A 22101-nucleotide genomic window follows, 5' to 3' on the forward strand; every position below is an offset into this window, starting at 1 on the left:
GGTACGTGTGCACAGCGAGGCGGGCCGGCTCCGGCGGGCCTCGGCGACGGGCGGGCCGGCCGGGCCTGTCCCCTGCCAGCCCCTTCCCGGCAGCATCGATATGCGGCTCCGCCCCGGACCCCGGTGCTCAAACGCCGGAGGGTCCGAAAGATGTCCTCAAACGCCGGACGGGCTCGAATTGCGTGCTGCCGCGTCCGTCGCCGGGCGTTGCGTCCGGATCGGTGTGCCCGCGGACAGGCCGGCCGGCCGCGACCTCTCCCGCGGCAGCGGAACCCGCTTCGGGAGGTGGTGCGGCAGCGAGCCGTACCAGGCGTACGAGATCGCGTAACCGAAGGCCAGACACGTCATGCCACCCAGCGCGTCCAGCCAGAAGTGGTTGGCGGTCGACACGATCACCAGCAGGGTGAGCGCCGGGTAGAGCAGGCCCAGGATGCGCGCCCAGGGGGCGGAGGCCAGCGCGAAGATGGTCAGGCCGCACCAGAGCGACCAGCCGATGTGCATCGAGGGCATCGCCGCGTACTGGTTCGACATGTTCTTGAAGTTGCCCGAGGCCATCGATCCCCAGGTCTGATGGACCAGGACGGTGTCGATGAAGTGGCCGCCGTTCATCAGGCGGGGCGGTGCCAATGGGTACAAGTAGTAGCCGAGCAGTGCCACGGCCGTGGTCGCGAACAGGGCCAGACGGGCCGCCGCGTAACGGCCGGGGTGACGGTGGAACAGCCACACCAGCACACAGACGGTGACGATGAAGTGCAGTGTCGCGTAGTAGTAGTTCATCGACACGATCAGCCATGTCACGGAATTCACCGCATGGTTGACCGTCTGCTCCACAGCGATGCCCAGGCGGGTCTCGACCGACCAGATCCAGTCGGCATTGTGCAGGGCCTCGGCCTTCTGCTCGGGGACGGCGTTGCGCACCAGCGAGTACACCCAGTAACTGGCTGCAATCAGCAGGATTTCGAACCAGATGCGCGGCCGGCGAGGGGATCGCAGGGAACGCAGTCTCGCCGGGCCGCCGCGTTGCCACCCGGCGTTCTGCCGAGTGTTTGCCGTGGGGGCCGCCTCGTCCACGATGGGTGACGCGGTGGCCTCCGGCCGGCCTTCCTGTGACGTCACGCTCAATTCACCCATAGGCACAGAGTCTGCCAGAAATGTTCCCCCCGCCCGATCATCCTCCGATCGGTTCGGGGCTGCACATCTGAACTGCTGGTACTGCGCGCTAGGAGCGGGCGTGCGATCCTGGAACGGCTCCGGCGGTGGAAGCCGGAGCGGGGCCGGGACCTGCGGCCGTTGAACCGCGAACGACCAGTTCGGGCATGAAGACGAACTCGCTGTGCGGAGCGGGTGTGCCGCCGATCTCCTCCAGGAGGGTGCGCACGGCGGCCTGGCCCATCGCCGTGACCGGCTGACGGATCGTGGTCAACGGCGGATCGGTGAACGCTATGAGCGGCGAATCGTCGTAACCGACCACCGACAGATCGCGCGGCACCTCCAGCGACAGCCGGCGGGCGGCCCTGATCGCGCCGAGCGCCATCATGTCGCTCGCGCACACCACCGCCGTGCAACCCCGCTCCATCAGCGCCGACGCGGCGGCCTGCCCGCCCTCCAGGGTGAACAGCGAGTGCTGGATCAGCTCTTCCACCTCGGCCGGGGCGAGGCCCAACTGCTCCTGCACGGTGGAATGGAAGCCCTCGATCTTGCGCAGGACCGGCACGAACCGCTTGGGCCCTACCGCCAGGCCGATCCGCTGATGGCCCAGCGACACGAGATGTGTCACCGCGAGCCGCATCGCGGCCCGGTCGTCCGGTGAGATGAACGGCGCCTGCACCTTGGGCGAGAAGCCGTTGACCAGGACGAACGGGACGCCTTGGGCGCGCAGTTGCTCGTAGCGCTGCATATCGGCCGAGGTGTCGGCGTGCAGCCCGGAGACGAAGATGATGCCCGAGACGCCACGGTCGACCAGCATCTCGGTCAGCTCGTCCTCGGTGGAGCCGCCGGGGGTCTGGGTCGCCAGCACCGGGGTGTAGCCCTGCCGGGTCAGCGCCTGGCCGATGACCTGGGCCAGCGCCGGAAAGATGGGGTTCTCCAGCTCGGGCGTGATCAGCCCGACCAGTCCCGCGCTGCGCCTGCGCAGCCGTACGGGCCGTTCGTAGCCGAGAACGTCGAGCGCGGCGAGAACGGATTCACGGGTGGCCGCTGCAACACCGGGCTTGCCGTTCAGTACACGGCTGACCGTCGCTTCGCTGACCCCCGCCTGAGTTGCGATATCGGCAAGCCGTGCGGTCATGGAAGTGGACTGTACCGGGCGTATGTCGGATTGCCCACCATCCACAGGAATCGGACGACCGTACCTGTGGGGTGCTCCGGAGTGGGATCGCGGCAACATCTTGCAAGGTCTTGCGAGCCCGGATTGCGGATCGCAGTCAGATCGTCGCACTGCGGCATCGTGGGCTGTGGCCTGCCACTGCCAGGGATTGACGGCTCGCGTCAAGAGGCTTGACGGCAACCGTGAGGACACGCGAATGTAACGATCGCCGAAGCTTGCAGAAATCTTCCGCAAACTCTTTCGGCGTTCTTTCATCCTTGTTACGTTCACGTCGACCCGGCGCCGCGACGGAGCGGTACGGCAGTTGAAGGAGTTCAGATGCGACGTGGCATAACGGCCACCGCCCTGGTCGCGGCCCTGGCGCTCGCGGCGACCGCCTGCGGCAGCGACAGCGAGTCCGACGGCACGAGCAAGGGCTCGGGCGAGCTCTCCGGCACGGTGACGTGGTGGGACACCTCCACCGTGGGCAGCGAGGACAAGGTCTTCAAGAAGATCGCTGAGGACTTCACCAAGCAGCACCCGAAGGTCCACATCAAGTACGTCAACGTGCCCTTCGGCGACGCGCAGAACAAGTTCAAGAACGCGGCCCAGTCCGGCTCCGACGCGCCCGACGTCATCCGCTCCGAGGTCGCCTGGACCCCCGAGTTCGCGGACCTCGACTACCTCGCCCCGCTCGACGGCACTGCCGCGCTGCAGAGGCCGGACGACTTCCTGAAGCAGGCCGCCGCGTCCACCAAGTACAACGGCAAGACGTACGCGGTGCCGCAGGTCATCGACTCCATGGGCATCTTCTACAACAAGAAGATCTTCAAGGAGGCCGGCGTCGAGGTCCCCCAGACCATCGACGAGCTGAAGACCGTCTCCAAGAAGATCAAGGACAAGACCGGCAAGACCGGTATGTACCTGCGCGGCGACGACGCGTACTGGTTCCTCTCCTTCCTGTACGGCGAGGGCGGCGACATGGTCGACGCCTCCACCAAGTCCGTCACCATCGACAACCCCGAGGGCGTCAAGGCGATGAAGGTCGTCAAGGACCTCGTCGACTCCGGTGCGGCCAAGACCGATGCCACGGACGGCTGGGAGAACATGCAGTCGTCCTTCAAGGACGGCAAGGTCGCCATGATGATCAACGGCCCGTGGGCCGTCGCCGACACCTACGCCGGCAAGGAGTTCAAGGACAAGGCCAACCTGGGCATCGCCCCGGTCCCGGCCGGCTCCGCCGCGCAGGGTGCCCCGCAGGGCGGTCACAACCTGGCCGTCTACGCCGGGTCCAAGAACCTCGACGCCTCCTACGCGTTCGTCGACTACATGACGTCCGCCGACACCCAGGCCAAGGTCACCAAGGAGCTGAGCCTCCTGCCGACCCGTACCTCCGCCTACGCCAAGCAGGACGTCGTCGACAACGAGATCGTCGGCTTCTTCAAGCCCGTCGTCGAGACCGCCGTCGAGCGCCCCTGGATCCCGGAGACCGGCAGCCTCTTCGCGCCGCTCGTCACCGAGTACACCAAGGTCCTGACCGGCCAGACCGCGCCGGAGAAGGCCGTCAAGACGACCGGCGACTCCTACCGCAAGCTCCTCAAGGGCTGGAAGTAACAGGAAGGCAGGCCGACTGATGGCTGTCCACACCAGCCAGTCGGTGGCGAAGGCCGCGGGCGACGACGTCGCCCGCGGCCGGAGCCGCGGTACTGGCAACCCCCCGCCGCCGAGCAGGCTCCGGCGGGCTCTGTCGACCCACTGGTACGCCTGGACCATGGTCGCCCCGGTCGTCGTCGTGATCGGCGTGATCATCGGCTACCCGCTGGTCCGCGGCATCTACCTGTCGATGACCGATGCCAATGAGCGCAACGTCGAGCGGTCCATCGGTGTCAACCACTCGCCCGCCACGTACAAGTTCGTGGGCCTGGACAACTACACCGAGGCGCTCACGGGCAATCAGTTCCTCGGCACGCTCGGGTGGACCCTGGTGTGGACGGTCTCCTGTGTGGCCATCACCTTCTCTCTCGGCATGGCCCTCGCCAACATCCTCAACCGCAGGATCGCCGGACGCTCCGCGTACCGGATGGCGCTCATCCTGCCCTGGGCCATCCCCGGCTTCGTCTCCGTGTTCGCCTGGCGCTTCCTCTACAACGAGGACCGCGGGCTGCTCAACAAGATCCTCTCCGGTGGCGGGATCGACGGCATACCCTGGCTGAACGACCCCACCTGGGCGAAGTTCGCCGTCATCGCCGTCAACGTCTGGCTCGGCGTGCCGTTCATGATGGTCGCCCTGCTCGGCGGACTGCAGTCGATCCCCAGCGAGCAGTACGAGGCCGCGGAGATGGACGGCGCCACCGCCTGGCAGCGGTTCCGCCACATCACGCTGCCCGGACTGCGGCCGGTCTCCACCACGGTGATCCTGCTCTCCACCATCTGGACCTTCAACATGTTCCCGGTGATCTACCTGCTGACCCGCGGCGGACCCGGTGAAGCCACCCAGATCCTGGTCACCCAGGCGTACAAGTTCTCCTTCGAGATCAGCCCGCGCGACTTCGCGCAGTCCTCCACCTGGGGCGTGCTGATCCTCGTACTCCTGATGATCTTCGCCGCCGTGTACCGGCGAGTCCTCCGCACACAGGGAGACGACTGGTGACCACCGCCCCCGCAACCACCGTCCCGGCGACCTCCGCACGGCACTCCGCGCGCAAGGTCCGGCTGCGCGGCGAGCGTTCGCCGATCGCCTCCGTCGGGCTGCACCTCACGCTCATCGTCGCGTCCGTGATCGCCGTCTTCCCCGTGCTGTGGGTCCTGCTCACCTCGCTGAAGCCCGCCGCGTACGCGACCACCACGGACTTCTTCAAAGAGACGACGTTCGAGAACTACACGAACCTGATCCAGAACACGAAGTTCCTCACCTGGTTCGGCAACTCCCTGCTCATCGCGGGACTCACCACGCTTCTCGGCGTCATCATCTCCGCCTCCACCGGCTATGCCGTCAGCCGCTTCCGCTTCCCCGGCAAGCGCGGGCTGATGTGGACGCTGCTGATCACCCAGATGTTCCCGGTCGCCGTCCTCATCGTGCCGATCTACAACATCATGGCCGGCATGGGGCTGCTGAATCAGCCCGCCGGCCTCGTCATCACCTACCTCACCATCTCGGTGCCGTTCTGCGCCTGGATGATGAAGGGCTTCTTCGACACCATCCCGCGCGAGATCGACGAGTCCGGGCAGGTCGACGGCCTCACCCCGTTCGGCACGTTCTGGCGGCTCATCCTGCCGCTCGCCAAGCCCGGCCTCGCCGTCACCGCGTTCTACTCCTTCATCACCGCGTGGGGCGAAGTGGCGTACGCCTCCGCCTTCATGGTCGGCGAGGACAACCTCACCCTCGCGGGCGGACTGCAGCTCTTCGTCAACCAGTACGGAGCCCAGTGGGGGCCGATGACCGCCGCGTCCGTGCTCATCGCGATACCCGCGGCCCTGGTCTTCCTCTTCGCCCAGCGCCATCTGGTCACCGGCATGTCCGCCGGAGCCGTGAAGGGCTGACGCGGCCCGCCCCGTACGCCCCGCACGCACCAAGTCACGGCGTCGCCGGAATCCCGACCCGGTCCCGGCGACGCTCCCCACCCAGACACCCCAGGGACGACATGACCCAGCACCTCGCTGCCCCCTCCACCGGCACGTCCGACGACGCTCCGGGCCACCGCACCGGCTGGTGGCAGGACGCGGTGATCTACCAGGTCTATCCGCGGAGCTTCGCCGACGGCAACGGCGACGGCATGGGCGATCTCGCAGGCGTACGGGACAGACTTCCGTACCTCAAGGACCTCGGCGTCGACGCGGTCTGGCTCAGCCCGTTCTACGCGTCCCCGCAGGCCGACGCGGGCTACGACGTCGCCGACTACCGTGCCATCGACCCGATGTTCGGCACCCTGCTGGACGCCGACGCGCTGATCCGGGACGCCCACGACCTGGGCCTGCGGATCATCGTGGACCTGGTGCCCAACCACTCCTCCGACCAGCACGAGTGGTTCAGGCGTGCCCTCGCCGAGGGCCCCGGCTCCGCGCTGCGCGAGCGCTACCACTTCCGCCCCGGCAAGGGCGCGGACGGCGAACTCCCGCCCAACGACTGGGAGTCCATCTTCGGCGGCCCCGCCTGGACCCGGACCGCCGACCCGGACGGCACCCCGGGCGACTGGTACCTCCACCTCTTCGCGCCCGAGCAGCCCGACTTCAACTGGGAACACCCGGCCGTCGCCGACGAGTTCCGCTCGATCCTGCGCTTCTGGCTCGACATGGGTGTCGACGGCTTCCGGGTCGATGTCGCCCACGGCCTCGTCAAGGCCGAGGGCCTGCCCGACCTCGGCACCCACGACCAGCTCAAGCTGCTCGGCAACGACGTCATGCCGTTCTTCGACCAGGACGGGGTCCATGAGATCTACCGCTCCTGGCGCACCATCCTCGACGAGTACCCCGGCGAACGCATTGCCGTCGCCGAGGCCTGGACCCCCACGGTCGAGCGCACCGCCAACTATGTGCGCCCCGATGAGATGCACCAGGCGTTCAACTTCCAGTACCTGTCCACCGCCTGGGACGCCGCCGAGCTCCGCAAGGTAATCGACACCTCGCTGGACGCGATGCGTCCGGTCGGCGCCCCCACCACCTGGGTGCTCTCCAACCACGACGTGACCCGGCACGCCACCCGGTTCGCCAACCCGCCCGGCCTCGGCACCCAGATCCGTGACGCCGGCGACCGCGAGCTGGGCCTGCGCCGGGCCCGCGCCGCCACCCTGCTGATGCTGGCGCTGCCCGGTTCCGCGTACGTCTACCAGGGCGAGGAGCTGGGCCTGCCCGACGTCACCGACCTGCCCGACGAGGTCCGTCAGGACCCGTCGTTCTTCCGCGCGGACGGCCAGGACGGCTTCCGCGACGGCTGCCGGGTGCCGATTCCGTGGACCCGCGACGGCAGCTCGTACGGCTTCGGCACCGGCGGCAGCTGGCTGCCCCAGCCCGACAGCTGGGGCGGGCTGAGCGTCGAGGCGCAGACCGGCGAGGCGGGCTCCACGCTGGAGCTGTACCGGGCCGCGATCGCCGCCCGCCGGGTGCACCCGGGGCTCGGCGCCGGCACCGTGGTGGAGTGGCTCCAGGCCCCCGAGGGTCTGCTGATCTTCGCCCGCCCCGGATTCGTCTGCACCGTCAACACGACAGGCCGTCCGGTACGCATCCCCGTACGCGGCACCGTGCTGCTGTCCAGCACCCCGGTCGCCGCCGACGGTGCCGAGATCGAACTGCCCGCGGACACCACGGTGTGGTGGACGGTGTGACCGTCCCCCTGCCCAGAAGCCCTGGGACCGGCGGTGCGCCGAGACTCTCGGACATCGCCGGCCAGGCAGCGGTCAGCGAGGCGACCGTCAGCCGGGTGCTCAACGGGAAACCGGGCGTCGCGGACACCACGCGTCAGCGGGTGCTCGCCGCGCTGGACATCCTCGGCTACGAACGCCCCGTACGGCTGCGCCGGCGCAGCGCCGGGCTGATCGGACTGGTGACGCCCGAGCTCATCAACCCGATCTTCCCGGCGTTCGCGCAGTCCGTCGAACAGGTACTGGCCGGGCACGGTTACACCCCGGTGCTCTGCACCCAGCTGCCCGGCGGCGCCACCGAGGACGAGCTCGTCGAGCAGCTCGTCGAACGGGGCGTCGGCGGGATCGTCTTCCTCTCCGGGCTGCATGCCGACATGTCGGCCGACCCGGCCAGGTACGCCGCGCTCACCGACCGCGGCGTACCGTTCGTCCTGATCAATGGCTACAACGAACGGATCAGTGCCCCGTTCGTCTCGCCCGACGACTCCGCCGCCGTACGGATGGCCGTCGGACACCTCGCCGATCTCGGTCACCGCAGGGTCGGCCTGGCCATCGGGCCGCAGCGCTATGTGCCGTCCCGCCGCAAACGGGAGGGCTTCGTCGAAGCCGCCGTGAACCTGCTGGGCCTGGGCCGCGCCGAGGCCGAACTCCTCGTCCGTTCCACGCTGTTCAGCGTCGAGGGCGGCCAGGTCGCGGCCGGTGCGCTGCTTGAGCAGGGGTGCACCGGCATCGTCTGCGGCAGCGACCTGATGGCGCTGGGTGTGGTGCGTGCGGCCCGGGAGCGCGGGCTCGACGTGCCGCGCGACGTGTCTGTGGTCGGCTTCGACGACTCGCAACTGATCGCGTTCACCGATCCGCCGCTGACGACGGTGCGCCAGCCCGTACAGGCGATGGCCGCGGCCGCGGTGAGCGCCCTGCTGGAGGAGATCGGCGGCAGCCCCGTGCAGCGTACGGAGTACGTGTTCCAGCCGGAGCTGGTGGTGCGGGGCTCCACCGCCGCGGTCCGCGGCGCCTGAGGCCCGGCCCGTGGGTGTCCGGGCGTACAGGAGAGGCACCGGGAGTCGGCCCTGAATGGGCCGGCGGGGAGTGAGCGACTCCGGGTGCCTCTCTTGTCCGTGACCGGCCCGGCCGGCCGGGCGCGTGGGGTCCGGGGTCACCGAACCCCCGGCCGACCGGACCGGAGTCGGGAGAAACCTAACAGTGCTGCAATGTTTTGCGTAAGACCTTGCAGAAAGAAAACTGCTGGATTTCGTGGATGTGAGCGGGCGGTGTCCAAAGGGTTGACCGAGGCCGGACGGGCTCGTACGGTCTCCACCGCGGCAAGGTTTGCATTCTTGCAGCAAGAACCTTCAGGAGCCTTGAGGGCAGGGCGCGTTGCCACGTGAGGCTGCACCGTCACCCGCATTTCCCCCACAGCAGGAGGAAACATGGCACGCAGACCACTGTCTGCAGCGCTCGCCCTGATAGCAGGCGCCGCCGCTCTCGTGGCCCCCACCACGACCGCCCAGGCCTCCACCCCGGGCGACAAGGACGTCACCGCCGTTCTCTTCGAGTGGAAGTTCGACTCGGTGGCCAAGGCGTGCACGGACTCCCTCGGCCCGGCCGGCTACGGCTACGTACAGGTCTCGCCGCCCCAGGAACACATCCAGGGCGGCCAGTGGTGGACCTCGTACCAGCCGGTCAGCTACAGGATCGCCGGACGGCTCGGCGACCGCACCTCCTTCGCCGACATGGTCAGCACCTGCCACAGCGCGGGAGTCAAGGTCGTCGCAGACTCCGTCATCAACCACATGTCGGCGGGATCGGGCACCGGCACCGGCGGCTCCTCGTACACCAAGTACAACTACCCCGGCGTGTACTCCGCGGCCGACCTGGACGACTGCACCGCGCAGATCAGCAACTACCAGGACCGGGCCAACGTCCAGAACTGCGAACTCGTCGGCCTCGCCGACCTGGACACCGGCGAGGACTACGTCCGCGGCAGGATCGCCGGATACCTGAACGACCTGCTCTCCCTCGGTGTCGACGGCTTCCGCATCGACGCCGCCAAGCACATGCCCGCGGCCGACCTCGCCAACATCAAGTCGCGCCTCAACAACCCCGGCGTCTACTGGAAGCAGGAAGCGATCCACGGAGCGGGCGAGGCCGTCTCGCCCGACGAGTACACCGGCACGGGGGACGTCCAGGAGTTCCGCTACGCCCGCAGCCTCAAGCAGGTCTTCAACAACGAGAACCTCGCCCACCTGAAGAACTTCGGCGAGGGCTGGGGCTTCATGCCGTCGTCGAAGGCCGCGGTCTTCGTCGACAATCACGACACCGAACGCGGCGGCGACACACTGAACTACAAGGACGGCGCCAACTACACCCTCGCCAGTGTCTTCATGCTGGCCTGGCCGTACGGCTCGCCCGACGTCCACTCCGGCTACGAGTGGACCGACAAGGACGCCGGTCCGCCGAGCGGCGGCACGGTGAACGCCTGTTACAGCGACGGCTGGAAGTGCCAGCACGCCTGGCGTGAGATCTCCTCCATGGTCGGCTTCCGCAACACCGCGCGCGGCGAGGCCGTCACCAACTGGTGGGACAACGGCGGCGACCGGATCGCGTTCGGCCGCGGCTCCAAGGCATACGTCGCCATCAACCACGAGGGCTCCTCGCTGACCCGTACGTTCCAGACGTCGCTGCCCGCCGGTGACTACTGCGACATCCAGTCCGGCAACGGCGTCACCGTCAATGGCTCCGGCCAGTTCACCGCGACGCTCGGCGCCAACACGGCCCTGGCGCTCCAGGTGAACGCCCGTACCTGCGCGGGCGGCGGCAGCACGGACCCGGGCACCAGCACCTCCGGTGCCTCGTTCGGCGTCGACGCCACCACACAGCTCGGCCAGAACATCTACGTGACCGGCAACCAGGCCGCCCTCGGCAACTGGAACACCGGCAGCGCACTGAAGCTCGACCCGGCCACGTACCCGGTCTGGAAGCTCGATGTGAACATGCCTGCCGGTACGTCGTTCGAGTACAAGTACCTCCGCAAGGACGCGAGCGGCAACGTCACCTGGGAGAGCGGCGCGAACCGCACCGCGACGGTGCCGTCCTTCGGCAAGGCGACGCTGACGAGCGACGTCTGGCGCGGCTGAACCCGGTGCCCGGGCCGGGGCGGCCGACCACGTCGTCCCGGTCCGGGGGCTGAACCGGGGGCGGTGCCGCATCGGGGTGTCTCCTCGGGCGCCGCAGACTCCCCGGCACCGTGGCGAACCGTCCTATTGCTGCTTCACCCTGCGGGGATCGCCCCGATACGTCCCCTCCCGGCGCGCCGTCCGACAGGGCGTGGTCGCCCCGGGACGGGGGCGCGCCAGGGCGATTCCCGCAGGACGACGCAGTGATTGCACCGTTCCCCTGCGGTGCCGTGGAGCCGCGGCGTCCGAGGAGACGCCCCGGTGGACCCCCGACCCCCGGTCCACCCCACAAGACCGTCCACCCCGAGAACCCCACAACCCTCGCAACCAAGGAGTTCCTGCCCCGTGTCCCGTACCTCCCTCAGACGGGGAGTCGTCGCCGCTCTGTGCGCGGCGCTCATCCCCGTCGTCCCGGCGGCAGCCACCTCCGCTGCGCCCAGGCCCCCGGGCCCGCCGTCGGACGCGGCGCTCGCCGCCGAGCCCGCCCGTCACGATCTGACGCGTGAACAGTTCTACTTCGTCATGCCCGACCGGTTCGCCGACGGCGACACGTCCAACGACCGCGGCGGCCTCACCGGTTCGCGCCTGGAGACCGGCTACGACCCCACGGACAAGGGCTTCTACCAGGGCGGTGACCTCAAGGGCCTGACCGGGCGGCTCGACTACATCAAGGACCTCGGCACCACCGCCATCTGGCTCGCCCCGATCTTCAAGAACCGCCCCGTCCAGGGCACCGGCAAGGACGCATCGGCCGGCTACCACGGCTACTGGATCACCGACTTCACCCAGGTCGACCCGCACTTCGGCACCAACGCCGACCTGTCGAAACTGATCGACAAGGCCCACGGCAAGGGCATGAAGGTCTTCTTCGACGTCATCACCAACCACACCGCGGACACCGTCGACTACGCCGAGAAGACCTACGGCTACCGGCCGAAGGGTGCCTACCCGTACCTCGACAAGGACGGCCGCCCGTTCGACGACGGCAAGGGCCTGGCGAAGGTGGACGCGGACTCGTTCCCGTACACACCGAAGAACACGGGGAACAAGGTCCCGGCCTGGCTCAACGATCCGACGATGTACCACAACCGCGGCGACTCGACCTACGCCGGTGAGTCCACCACGTACGGCGACTTCTCCGGCCTCGACGACCTGTGGACCGAGCGGCCCGAGGTCGTCTCCGGCATGGAGAAGATCTACCAGAAGTGGGTCCGGGACTTCGATATCGACGGCTTCCGGATCGACACCGTCAAACACGTCGACCTGGACTTCTGGACCCAGTGGGCGACCGCCCTGGACGCCTACGCGGCCAAGCACGGGCGCAAGGACTTCTTCATGTTCGGCGAGGTCTACTCCGCCGACACCGCCATCACCTCGCCCTACGTCACCCGGGGCAGGCTCGACGCGACGCTCGACTTCCCGTTCCAGGAAGCGGCACGCCAGTACGCCTCGCAGGGCGCCCCGGCCTCGAAAATCGCCACCGTCTTCGGTGACGACTACCGGTACACCACCGACAAGGCCAACGCCTACGAGCAGGTCACCTTCCTCGGCAACCACGACATGGGACGCATCGGCTCGTTCCTGAAGCAGGACAACCCGAAGGCCGATGACGCGGAACTCGTCAAGCGTGCACAGCTCGCCAACGAGCTGATGTTCCTCAGTCGCGGCAACCCCGTCGTCTACTACGGCGACGAGCAGGGCTTCACCGGCGCGGGCGGCGACAAGGACGCCCGCCAGACCATGTTCGCCTCGAAGACCGCCGACTACCTCGACGACGACGAGCTGGGCACCGACCGCACCCACGCCTTCGACGCGTACGACACGAAGCACCCGCTCTACCGGAACATCGCCGCGCTCTCCGAGCTGACCAGGAAGAACCCGGCTCTGCGCAACGGCGTCCAGACCGAGCGCCACGCGGAAGGGTCCGTGTACGCCTTCTCCCGTACGGACCCCGAGCAGGGACACGAGTACGTCGTAGCCACGAACAACGGCAGCGAGGCCAGGACGGTCGAGCTTCCGACGGCCTCGGCAGGCATGAACTTCCGTACGATCTACGGTGGTTCGTTCTTGACCCGTAGCGGCACCGACAAGAAGCTCACCGTCACCGTGCCCGCGCTCTCCAGCATCGTGCTGCGCGCCGAGAAGCCCCTGGGCACCCCGGCTGCCAAGCCCTCGATCACGCTGACGGCACCCGCCGCCGGGGCCACCGGCACCGTCGAGATCTCCGCGGACGTCGACGGCGGCTCTCTCAACCGGGTCGTCTTCGCAGCCCAGACCGGCAACGGCAAGTGGGTCACCCTCGGCTCCGCCGACCACGCCCCGTACAAGGTCACCCAGACCGTGGGCGACTCGGTTCCCGCCGGAACCCCCCTTCGCTACAAGGCGGTTGTCGTCGACCGTGCCGGTCGCACCGCGAGTGCCCAGGCCTCCTCCACCGCGGGCCAGGCACCCACCGCCGAGAAGCCCGTCGCAGTCGAGCGCGACTACGCCGTCGTCCACTACAAGCGAGCGGACGGCGACTACGACGGACACCAGGTCAAGTCCGGCGACACGACGGCCGACTTCATCGGACGGGACGCCTTCGGCGCCTTCGCCTGGATCAAGCTCGACGAGGGCACCACCTCGGTCCCGTACACCGTGGAGAAGTCCGGCACCCCCGACGGTCCCCGGCGCAGCATCGATCTCGCGAAGACCGGGCAGGTCTGGATCGAGCAGGGCAAGGACGGCCAGGCCGACGAGGCCCCCGACGGCGCCTACCCGCCGCAGGACACCACCAAGGCAGTACTGCACTACTACCGGGCCGACGGCGACTACGACGGCTGGGGGCTGCACACCTGGACCGGTGCCAAGGACCCCACCGACTGGGCCAAGCCGCTCCAGCCGGTGAAGAAGGACGCCTCCGGCGTCACCTTCGAGGTGCCGCTCACCGACGGTGCCACCTCGCTCAGCTACATCCTGCACAAGGGCGACGAGAAGGACCTGCCGAGCGACCAGTCGCTCGACATCGCCACCTACGGTCACGAGGTCTGGATGCTCGGCTCCACGCCCGGCTATCTGCTGCCGCAGACCGGCGGCGTACCCACGCCCGACCTCACCAGGGCCGAGGCGCAGTGGATCGACTCCGACACCGTCGTGTGGAAGGTGAAGGCGACCGAAGCCACCAGCCAGCAGCTCGTCCACGCATCGGGCGGCGGCATCTCCGTCGTCGACGGGGCACTCTCCGACGAGGGGCAGTGGCTGCGGCTCGCACCGTCCGCGCTGACAGACGCGCAGAAGGCGAAGTACCCGCACCTCAAGGACTACCCGGCGTTCACCGTCGACGTCCGCGACCGGGACAGGGTGCGCGAGGCGCTGCGCGGCCAGCTGATCGCCACCCAGCGCGCCGCCAACGGTGCGCTGCTCGCCGCCACCGGCGTACAGAGCGCGGGAGTGCTCGACGACCTCTACGGGAAGAAAGCGGCCACCGCCTCACTCGGCCCGGTCTTCGACCACGGCCGCCCCACGCTGTCCGTCTGGGCCCCCACCGCGCAGACCGTCGCCCTGGAACTCGACGGGAAGAGCGTCCCGATGCGGCGCGACGACCGCACCGGCGTCTGGTCCGTCACGGGCACCGCGAAGTGGACCGGCAAGCCGTACCGCTTCGTGGTGAAGGTGTGGGCGCCCACCGTGCAGAAGATCGTCACCAACAAGGTCACGGACCCGTACTCCACCGCACTGACCACGGACTCCGCGCGCAGCCTCGTGGTCGACCTCGATGACCCGGGCCTCGCACCGAAGGGCTGGTCCGGGCTGGAAAAGCCCGCCGCCGTCCCGCTGCGTGACGCCCAGATCCAGGAGCTGCACATCCGCGACTTCTCGATCGCGGACCCCACCTCGAAGCACCCCGGCGAATACCTCGCCTTCACCGACACCCGCTCCGACGGGATGAAGCACCTCGAGGAGCTGGCCGACTCCGGAACGAGCTACGTCCATCTGCTGCCCGCCTTCGACATCGGCACCATCCCCGAGAAGAAGTCCGCCCAGCAGAAGCCGGCCTGCGATCTGTCCGTGTACGCCCCCGACTCCGAGGAGCAGCAGGCCTGCGTGGCGAAGGCCGCGGCACAGGACGGGTTCAACTGGGGCTACGACCCGCTGCACTACACAGTCCCGGAGGGTTCGTACGCCTCCGACCCGAACGGCACGCGGCGGACCGTCGAGTTCCGGCAGATGGTGCAGGGGCTGAACGGCGCGGGTCTGCGGACCGTCATGGACGTCGTCTACAACCACACCGTGGCCTCCGGCCAGGACGGCAAGTCCGTGCTCGACCGGATCGTGCCCGGCTACTACCAGCGGCTGCTGGAGGACGGCGCCGTCGCCACCTCCACCTGCTGCGCCAACACGGCGCCCGAGAACACCATGATGGGCAAGCTCGTCGTGGACTCGGTCGTCACCTGGGCCAAGGAGTACAAGGTCGACGGCTTCCGCTTCGACCTGATGGGCCACCATCCCAAGGCCAACATCCTTGCGGTCCGCAAGGCGCTCGACGCGCTGACCGTGGCCAAGGACGGCGTCGACGGCAAGAAGATCATTCTGTACGGGGAGGGCTGGAACTTCGGTGAGATCGCCGACGACGCCCGCTTCGTCCAGGCCACCCAGAAGAACATGGCCGGCACCGGCATCGCCACCTTCTCCGACCGGTCCCGCGACGCCGTCCGCGGCGGCAGCCCCTTCGACGAGGACCCGGGCGTGCAGGGCTTCGCCACCGGCCTCTACACCGACCCCAACACCTCGGCCGCCAATGGCACGAAGGCCGATCAGAAGGCCCGGCTGCTCCACTACCAGGACCTGATCAAGGTCGGCCTCACCGGCAACCTCGCCGGCTACACCTTCACCGACTCCTCCGGCAACACGGTCAAGGGGGCCGGCGTCGACTACAACGGCGCCCCGGCCGGATACGCAGCGGCCCCCGGTGACGCCCTCGCCTACGCGGACGCCCACGACAACGAGTCGCTGTACGACGCGCTCGCCTTCAAGCTCCCGGCGGGCACCTCGGCGGCGGACCGGGCCCGTATGCAGGTCCTGGCGATGGCGACGGCCACCCTCTCGCAGGGGCCCTCGCTCTCCCAGGCGGGCACCGATCTGCTGCGCTCCAAGTCCCTGGACCGCAACTCGTACGACAGCGGCGACTGGTTCAACGCCCTGCACTGGGACTGCCGCGACGGCAACGGCTTCGGCCGCGGACTGCCCCCGGCCGCGGACAACGAGTCCAAGTGGTCCTATGCCAGGCCGCTGCTGAGCGCCACCGCGCTCAGCCCCGGCTGCGCACAGATCAACGGCGCGTCCGCCGCGTACCAGGACCTGCTCACCATCCGCTCCACGGAGAAGGACTTCGACCTCTCCACCACCGAGCAGGTCCAGTCCGCCCTGTCCTTCCCGCTCTCCGGGAAGGACGAGACACCGGGTGTGATCACCATGAGGCTCGGAAAGCTGGTGGTCGTCCTCAACGCGACCCCTGGCACCGAGACCCAGAAGATCGCCGGCCTGGCCGGGCAGCAGTACGCCCTGCATCCCATTCAGGCTGCGGGCGCGGATCCTACCGTCAAGGAGTCGACGTACGAGAGGAGTTCGGGAAGCTTCACCGTCCCGGGACGCACAGTGGCGGTGTTTTCCCTGAGCTGAGCCGTACGGGACTACGCTGAGAGGCAGCAGCCGCCGGGGAGTGCCACAACACCGCACTCCCGGGCGTGCCCTCCTACCCCCCGGCCGGTCCCGGCCCCTTTCCGGTACGTCAGGCGTCCTCCCATGCCTGCGCAGTACGGGAATCAGGGGCCGGGACCGGCCGGTCCACCTGTTTCAGCGACGGTGACCATGGCGAGCAACATCCCCGAGGAGACAACGAGCTTTGTCGGACGGAAAGCGGAACTTGCCAGGCTCGAGCACAGCCTCGCCGCGCACCGGCTGACCACACTCATCGGCACCGGCGGTGTCGGCAAGACCAGGCTCGCGGTCCGCGCGGCCCGGCACGCGGCGGCGGGACACCGCGACGGCGCATGGTGGGCGGATCTCTCACCGCTCCACGACGACGGACTGCTCATCGCGACCGTCTCCGACGCGGTCGGGCTCTGCGACCACACCCTGCGCATGCCCATCGACGCGCTGTGCGAATGGCTCGTCGACAAGGAGCTGCTCCTGGTCCTCGACTCGTGCGAGCATCTGCGCTTTGCGTGCGCGCATATGCTCGGCGAAATCCTCACCACGTCACCCGGCCTCACCGTGCTCGCCACCAGCCGGCAGCCCCTGGGCATCAGGGGCGAGCGACTCGTCGAGGTGGAACCGTTGCCCGTCGAGGGCGCGGCCGACGCACTGACCCTGTTCCGGGACCGGGCAGCCGCGGCGGCCCCGGGGCTCGCCCTCGACGCGCCGGGCAACGCCGAGGCCGCCGCCGAGATCTGCCGCCGCCTCGAAGGCATTCCGCTCGCCATCGAACTCGCGGCGGGAGCCCTCGGCCGGGACACCGTCGAACAGGCCGCCGTGCGGATCGGCTCCCGCTTCGACGTACCGGCCGACGAATCGCTCCGGCTGCCGCGCCACCGCACCCTGCGCACCGCCATCGGCTGGAGCCACGAGCTGTGCACACCGCTGGAACGGCTGCTCTGGGCCCGGCTGACCGTCCTGCGCGGCGACTTCGACGAGGCCGCGGCCCGGGAGGTCTGCGCCGAAGGGCCGCTCACCGAGGACGGTGTGACCGAGGCACTGAACGGCCTGGTCGCCAAGTCGGTCGTCGGACGGGACGGAGCACGGCACCGCATGCTCGACACCATCCGCGAGTACGGACGGATGTGGCTCGCCGAGCTCGGCGAGGAACGGGCCGCCGCCGACCGCCACGCCGCCTGCTTCCTCAGCCTTTCACGCCACGCCCACGCGGGCTGGACCGGCGACGAACAGATCACCTGGTACCACCGCATCGCCGAGTCGCACGCAGACCTGTGTGCCGCCCTCGACCACCTGCTGGCCCATGACACCGGGGCCGCCCAGGAGATGGCGGGCCGGATCGGCTTCTTCTGGTGCTGCTGCGGCCATCTGCCGCAGACCCGCGAATACGCTCAGCGCGCCCTGGACGCCGGACCGGCCGAGGGCCCCCACCGCACCCGCGCCCTGTGGGTGCTGGGCATCACCGTCATGCTCCAGGGCGACTATCCGGCCGCCCGGCGCCTGGGCAGGGAGTGCACCAGGGAGGCGGCCCGCGACGGGACGGACGAGGGTATCCTCGCCGCCGCCTATCTGTGCGGCCTCACCCATCTGATGACCGGCCGCCCCGAGGCGAGCCTGCGCCAGGTCGACCGGGTACTGCGCACCACCAAAGCCGCCACCCCGCTCGAAACGGCCTACCGGCTGCGCTGTCACCTCATCACCGTCTTCGCCCTGACCAGCCTCGGCCGGCTGGACGAGGCGGCGGAGGCGGCCATGGTCCTGCGCGCGGCCTGCGAGGCCCAGGACGAGCGCTGGACCCGTAGTTACGTCGACTACCAACTCGCCCTGATCGCGCTGCTGCAGGGCGACGCAGAAGCCTCCGCCGCCCACGCCCGCTCGATGCTCGCGGGCAAGCACCGCCTCCGGGACAGCTTCGGCATCGCGCTCGGCTTGGACATCCTGGCCGCGGCGATCGCCGCCCAGGGCGCGGGCGCCCGCGCCGCCCGGGTGTACGGCACGGGACAGGTCTACTGGCGCATGGTCGGCCACCCGCAACGCGGCACCCCGGAACTGGGCCCCCTGCGCGAGGCCTGCGAACGCCAGGCCCGCGCGGCCGTCGGCGACGCCGCCTACCAACGCGCCTTCGAAAGGGGCCGGGCGGACAACGCGGAGGTGGGTCTCGCGGCCGCGCTCCAGGGCGAACCGCTCTAGGACCTGTCCGGCACCCAGAGCGGGCCGCGCTCCAGGGCGAACCGCTCCAGGACCTGTCCGGCACCCAGAGCATCCGGATCAAGAAACGAATCCTCTTGTGCGGTCATGCCGATCAGCGTAAATGTGAGGTCCGACAACCCGCTGTACCCGCTGTACCCGCACCCAGGAGCGCATGATGCCGCAGATCACCGTCGACTACTCCGCCGAACTCGACGACAGCTTCGACCGCCGCGGCTTCGCACTCGCCCTGCACCCGCTGGTCGCCGAGACGGTCACCACGAAGATCGCCGGCTGCAAGACCCGCTTCCGGCGCATCGAGGAATTCGTGGCGGGCGACGCGGCCACCGGCGACGCGGTCCTGAACATTTCGATCGCCCTGCTGCCCGGCCGTACCGAAGAGCTCAAGGCACAGCTGACCGATTCCGTACTGGAGCTGCTGGCCGCCCACCTCAAGCCCGTCGACGTCACCGTCCACGCGTCGGCGGAGACCCGTGATCTGGACCCGTCCTACCGCAAGCGCTGAGCCGCACAGCCGTCACGGCAGCCGCTGCCCGGGAACGGCCGGCACGGCGGGCGCCAGAGCGGAGAGCCGGTTCAACAGCTCCCCGAACGGTCCGTCCGCCGGCTCCTGCGCGAAGACCCGTAACACGATGCCCGCCATCTCCGTGTTGTACGCGGCACTCACCGCGGCCAGCGCCGCGAAGTCGTGCACCAGCTGCATCTCCAGCTCCTCGCGCGGAATTCGCCGCCCGTCCAGCCAGATCAGCGCCGTCGACTCGGCCAGCGAAACCCACGACCGCACGACCGACTCCAGCCGCGCCGGGGGGTCTTCGACCCCCAGATGGGCCAGGATCTGTTCGTAGGCCGCCTGCCGCACCCCGTCGATCATCGCGTTCGCCGTCGACGACCCGACCGCGGGCCCGCCCCGCATCAGCGCCGAGAACCCCGGACCGTGCTCCTCGACAAAGTCGAAGAACCGCCCCATCACCCTCAACAGCCGTGCCCCGAGCGGCCCTTCACGCGGCTCCACGAACCGCGCGGCCAACTCGTCGGCCGCCCGCCGCAGCGCCGCCTCGTACAGGCTCTGCTTCCCGGGGAAGTAGTGATAGACCAACGGCCGCGAGATCCCCGCAGCGGCCGCGATCTCGTCGATCGACACCTCGTCCGGGGAGCGGTGGCTGAACAACTCCAGCGCGACACCGATCAACTGCTGCCTGCGCTCCTCGACGCCCATCCTGCGCCGCACCCCGGTCGTCATGGTGGACAGGGTACCCAGTGGGGCGGTGGCGGAGGCGTGGTGGGCCGGAGCCGGCCAGGGCGTGGAGCGGCAGCCCACCCCCACGCCTAGAGATCCAGCACCAGCCGCTCCCCGCGGCACCGCGACACGCAGATCAGCATCGAGTCGTCCCGTTCCGAGTCCGCCAGCAGTTCGTCGCGGTGGTCGATCTCGCCCTCCAGGACGCGCTGTTGGCACGTCCCGCAGAAGCCCTGTTCGCAGGAGTACGAGACGTGACTCAGCTCTTCGCGCACCGCGGCCAGTACCGACTGGCCCGCCGCCACCTGGACCGTGCGGCCGGAGCGGTGCAGTTCGACCTCGAAGGGGCCGGAGTCGGCCGAGGACGTGGTCGCTGCCGTGAAGCGTTCCAGATGCAGTGTGCGGCCGGGCGGAAGGGCGGCGGTGACCGCGTCCATCAGGGGCTCGGGGCCGCAGCAGTAGATTGCTGTGCCCTCCGCCGTGTCCGCCAGGGCCGCGGCCGTGTCCGGGTGGCCCGCCTCGTCCCCGGGGACGATCGTCACCCGGTCGCCCTCCGCTCCCAGCTTCTCGATCCCGTCCAGGAACGGCATCGTGGCGCGGGACCGTCCGCCGTACAGCAGCCGCCAGTCGGCGCCCGAGGCGGCGACGGAACGCAGCATCGGCAGGATCGGGGTGATGCCGATGCCGCCCGCGATGAAGAGGTACGCGGGGGCTTCGACGAGGGGGAACCGGTTGCGGGGGGCGCGGACCTCGATCTCCTCGCCCTCGTGGAGCCGGTCGTGGACCTCGCGGGAGCCGCCCCGGCCTTCCTCGACCAGCCGGGTCGCGATGGTGTACGTGTCGGGATCGGCGGGGTTCCCGCAGAGGGAGTACTGGCGGACCAGACCGGAGGGCAGCAGGAGGTCCAGGTGCGCGCCGGGCTGCCAGGCGGGCAGGTCGGGTCCCTCCAGGCGGAGTTGGACCACGCCGTCGGCGGGGGCGGTCCGCTCGGTGATCAGCAGGCGGCGGGTGGTGGTGGAACCGCGGTCGCAGTGGCCCGAGACGGGGTTCTCCAGGGCCGGCAGCGGCCAGAGCGGGGAGTTCTCGATGCGGTGCCGCATGGCCCGCTTCGCGAGCAGCGCGGCGCCGGCGACGAGGACGACGCTGCGCAGGCGGGGCAGGGGGAGGGGCATGGTCAGCTGGTTCCCGTCATACGGGCCTCGGCGGCCGTGGCCGCGGGCGAGTGGGCGAGATAGTCGACTGCCTGGGCCGTACTGCCCTCCTGCGAGGGGTGGTAGGCGTGACTCAGATAGCGGGGGATGGAGCGCAGCAGATCGCCGGTCGCGGGCAGGGTGCCGCGCCGGCCGCTGATGTAGAACTCCTTGAACGACGCCTTGCCGTGCAGCAGGCTCGGGTCGTTCTCCATGAAGAAGCGCGTGCCGCGCTGCCAGAGGAAGAGCAGCGCGGCGAATGCCGCGGCCCAGGTCCGTACCCGCCGCCGGTAGCCGCCGTCGACATGCATGAACACATCGAAGGCGACCGAGCGGTGCTCGACCTCCTCCGCGCCGTGCCAGCGCAGCAGATCCAGCATCGTCGGGTCGGCGCCGCGCCGGTCCAACTCGTCGGCGTTCAGCACCCAGTCGCCGAGGAACGCGGTGTAGTGCTCGATCGCCGCGATCGTCGCCACCCGCTCCATCAGCCACCACTTCCGCGCCCGGCCCGGCGGCAGTGTCCGGTCGCCGAGGAGCTTCTCGAAGAGCCAGTCGACCTGCGCGGTGTACGGCGTCGGATCCAGACCGAGCTGCTTCAGACGGGGCAGGACGTCGTCGTGGGCCTGGGAATGCACGGCCTCCTGGCCGATGAACCCGATGACGTCCTGGCGCAGCTGCTCGTCGTGGATGTACGGCAGCACCTGGCGGTACACATGGATGAACCAGCGCTCCCCGGCGGGCAGCAGCAGATGGAGCACGTTGATGGTGTGCGTGGCGAACGGGTCGCCCGGTACCCAGTGCAGGGGTGTCTTCTCCCAGGCGAAGGAGACCTTGCGGGCCTTGAGCTGCGTGCGCTGCGACGCGACCGGCGCTGGCTGCGTGTTAGACATGTTGTCAATGTACTGATGGGTAAACCGCGGGAACAGGGTCGTGCAGCGAATTC

At 69.3% G+C, this 22101-nt stretch carries 14 protein-coding genes; 9 read left to right on the plus strand and 5 right to left on the minus strand.

What is annotated here, in order from left to right; translation table 11 throughout:
- Window positions 1-156 precede the first annotated feature (156 nt).
- Entirely contained in the window at window positions 157-1131 is a 975-nt protein-coding gene (locus IEZ15_RS16390) for a phosphatase PAP2 family protein (RefSeq protein ID WP_189277554.1), read from the minus strand.
- 88 nt (window positions 1132-1219) lie between these two features.
- On the minus strand, window positions 1220-2287 hold the full coding sequence (locus IEZ15_RS16395) for a LacI family DNA-binding transcriptional regulator (RefSeq protein WP_189277557.1): 1068 nt from the start codon (window positions 2285-2287) through the stop codon (window positions 1220-1222).
- Between the two features lie 357 nt (window positions 2288-2644).
- Between IEZ15_RS16395 and IEZ15_RS16400 the strand changes: the two genes are divergently transcribed.
- From IEZ15_RS16400 to IEZ15_RS16440, 9 genes are all read left to right on the plus strand, one after another.
- Window positions 2645-3919, plus strand: coding sequence for an extracellular solute-binding protein (locus IEZ15_RS16400; protein WP_114244196.1), 1275 nt, complete (start codon window positions 2645-2647; stop codon window positions 3917-3919).
- A 19-nt stretch (window positions 3920-3938) separates the two neighbouring features.
- Window positions 3939-4955, plus strand: coding sequence for a carbohydrate ABC transporter permease (locus IEZ15_RS16405; RefSeq protein ID WP_189277559.1), 1017 nt, complete (start codon window positions 3939-3941; stop codon window positions 4953-4955).
- Window positions 4952-5845 (plus strand): sugar ABC transporter permease, encoded by an 894-nt coding sequence (locus IEZ15_RS16410; protein WP_189277562.1) that lies wholly within the window; start codon window positions 4952-4954, stop codon window positions 5843-5845. Before IEZ15_RS16405 ends, IEZ15_RS16410 begins: the two co-directional genes overlap by 4 nt.
- Before the next feature lie 101 nt (window positions 5846-5946).
- Window positions 5947-7623 carry a glycoside hydrolase family 13 protein gene (locus tag IEZ15_RS16415; RefSeq protein ID WP_189277564.1) on the plus strand — a complete coding sequence of 559 codons (1677 nt, stop codon included), beginning with the start codon at window positions 5947-5949 and terminating at the stop codon, window positions 7621-7623.
- Window positions 7608-8675, plus strand: coding sequence for a LacI family DNA-binding transcriptional regulator (locus IEZ15_RS16420; RefSeq protein ID WP_189277566.1), 1068 nt, complete (start codon window positions 7608-7610; stop codon window positions 8673-8675). The genes IEZ15_RS16415 and IEZ15_RS16420 overlap by 16 nt, the downstream gene beginning before the upstream one ends.
- A 411-nt stretch (window positions 8676-9086) precedes the next feature.
- Window positions 9087-10793 carry a carbohydrate-binding module family 20 domain-containing protein gene (locus IEZ15_RS16425; RefSeq protein WP_189277568.1) on the plus strand — a complete coding sequence of 569 codons (1707 nt, stop codon included), beginning with the start codon at window positions 9087-9089 and terminating at the stop codon, window positions 10791-10793.
- Window positions 10794-11177: 384 nt separating this feature from the next.
- Window positions 11178-16490 (plus strand): pullulanase-type alpha-1,6-glucosidase, encoded by a 5313-nt coding sequence (pulA, locus tag IEZ15_RS16430; protein WP_189277570.1) that lies wholly within the window; start codon window positions 11178-11180, stop codon window positions 16488-16490.
- Between the two features lie 189 nt (window positions 16491-16679).
- The gene (locus IEZ15_RS16435; RefSeq protein ID WP_189277572.1) at window positions 16680-18713 is read left to right on the plus strand and encodes an ATP-binding protein; all 2034 of its coding nucleotides are present in this window, start codon (window positions 16680-16682) and stop codon (window positions 18711-18713) included.
- Between the two features lie 175 nt (window positions 18714-18888).
- Window positions 18889-19236 (plus strand): 5-carboxymethyl-2-hydroxymuconate Delta-isomerase, encoded by a 348-nt coding sequence (locus IEZ15_RS16440; RefSeq protein WP_189277574.1) that lies wholly within the window; start codon window positions 18889-18891, stop codon window positions 19234-19236.
- A gap of 12 nt (window positions 19237-19248) precedes the next feature.
- Here IEZ15_RS16440 and IEZ15_RS16445 read toward each other — a convergent pair whose 3' ends face one another.
- The 3 genes from IEZ15_RS16445 to IEZ15_RS16455 all read right to left on the minus strand — a co-directional run bounded on the left by IEZ15_RS16445 (window position 19249) and on the right by IEZ15_RS16455 (window position 22048).
- Window positions 19249-19971, minus strand: coding sequence for a TetR/AcrR family transcriptional regulator (locus IEZ15_RS16445; protein ID WP_189277576.1), 723 nt, complete (start codon window positions 19969-19971; stop codon window positions 19249-19251).
- An 86-nt stretch (window positions 19972-20057) separates the two neighbouring features.
- Entirely contained in the window at window positions 20058-21140 is a 1083-nt protein-coding gene (locus IEZ15_RS16450; protein ID WP_189277578.1) for a PDR/VanB family oxidoreductase, read from the minus strand.
- Between the two features lie 2 nt (window positions 21141-21142).
- Window positions 21143-22048, minus strand: a complete 906-nt coding sequence (locus IEZ15_RS16455) for a metal-dependent hydrolase (RefSeq protein WP_189277580.1) — start codon at window positions 22046-22048, stop codon at window positions 21143-21145.
- Window positions 22049-22101 lie beyond the last annotated feature (53 nt).

It is taken from the genome of Streptomyces atratus (assembly GCF_014648655.1).
GTDB lineage: Bacteria > Actinomycetota > Actinomycetes > Streptomycetales > Streptomycetaceae > Streptomyces > Streptomyces atratus.

What these genes read in the sequence shown, in the direction of transcription:
- IEZ15_RS16390 (WP_189277554.1), bottom strand. Translation starts at nt 1,131, where the DNA reads ATGGGTGAATTGAGCGTGACGTCACAGGAAGGCCGGCCGGAGGCCACC.
- IEZ15_RS16395 (WP_189277557.1), bottom strand. Translation starts at nt 2,287, where the DNA reads ATGACCGCACGGCTTGCCGATATCGCAACTCAGGCGGGGGTCAGCGAA.
- IEZ15_RS16400 (WP_114244196.1), top strand. Translation starts at nt 2,645, where the DNA reads ATGCGACGTGGCATAACGGCCACCGCCCTGGTCGCGGCCCTGGCGCTC.
- IEZ15_RS16405 (WP_189277559.1), top strand. Translation starts at nt 3,939, where the DNA reads ATGGCTGTCCACACCAGCCAGTCGGTGGCGAAGGCCGCGGGCGACGAC.
- IEZ15_RS16415 (WP_189277564.1), top strand. Translation starts at nt 5,947, where the DNA reads ATGACCCAGCACCTCGCTGCCCCCTCCACCGGCACGTCCGACGACGCT.
- IEZ15_RS16425 (WP_189277568.1), top strand. Translation starts at nt 9,087, where the DNA reads ATGGCACGCAGACCACTGTCTGCAGCGCTCGCCCTGATAGCAGGCGCC.
- IEZ15_RS16435 (WP_189277572.1), top strand. Translation starts at nt 16,680, where the DNA reads ATGGCGAGCAACATCCCCGAGGAGACAACGAGCTTTGTCGGACGGAAA.
- IEZ15_RS16440 (WP_189277574.1), top strand. Translation starts at nt 18,889, where the DNA reads ATGCCGCAGATCACCGTCGACTACTCCGCCGAACTCGACGACAGCTTC.
- IEZ15_RS16445 (WP_189277576.1), bottom strand. Translation starts at nt 19,971, where the DNA reads ATGACGACCGGGGTGCGGCGCAGGATGGGCGTCGAGGAGCGCAGGCAG.
- IEZ15_RS16450 (WP_189277578.1), bottom strand. Translation starts at nt 21,140, where the DNA reads ATGCCCCTCCCCCTGCCCCGCCTGCGCAGCGTCGTCCTCGTCGCCGGC.
- IEZ15_RS16455 (WP_189277580.1), bottom strand. Translation starts at nt 22,048, where the DNA reads ATGTCTAACACGCAGCCAGCGCCGGTCGCGTCGCAGCGCACGCAGCTC.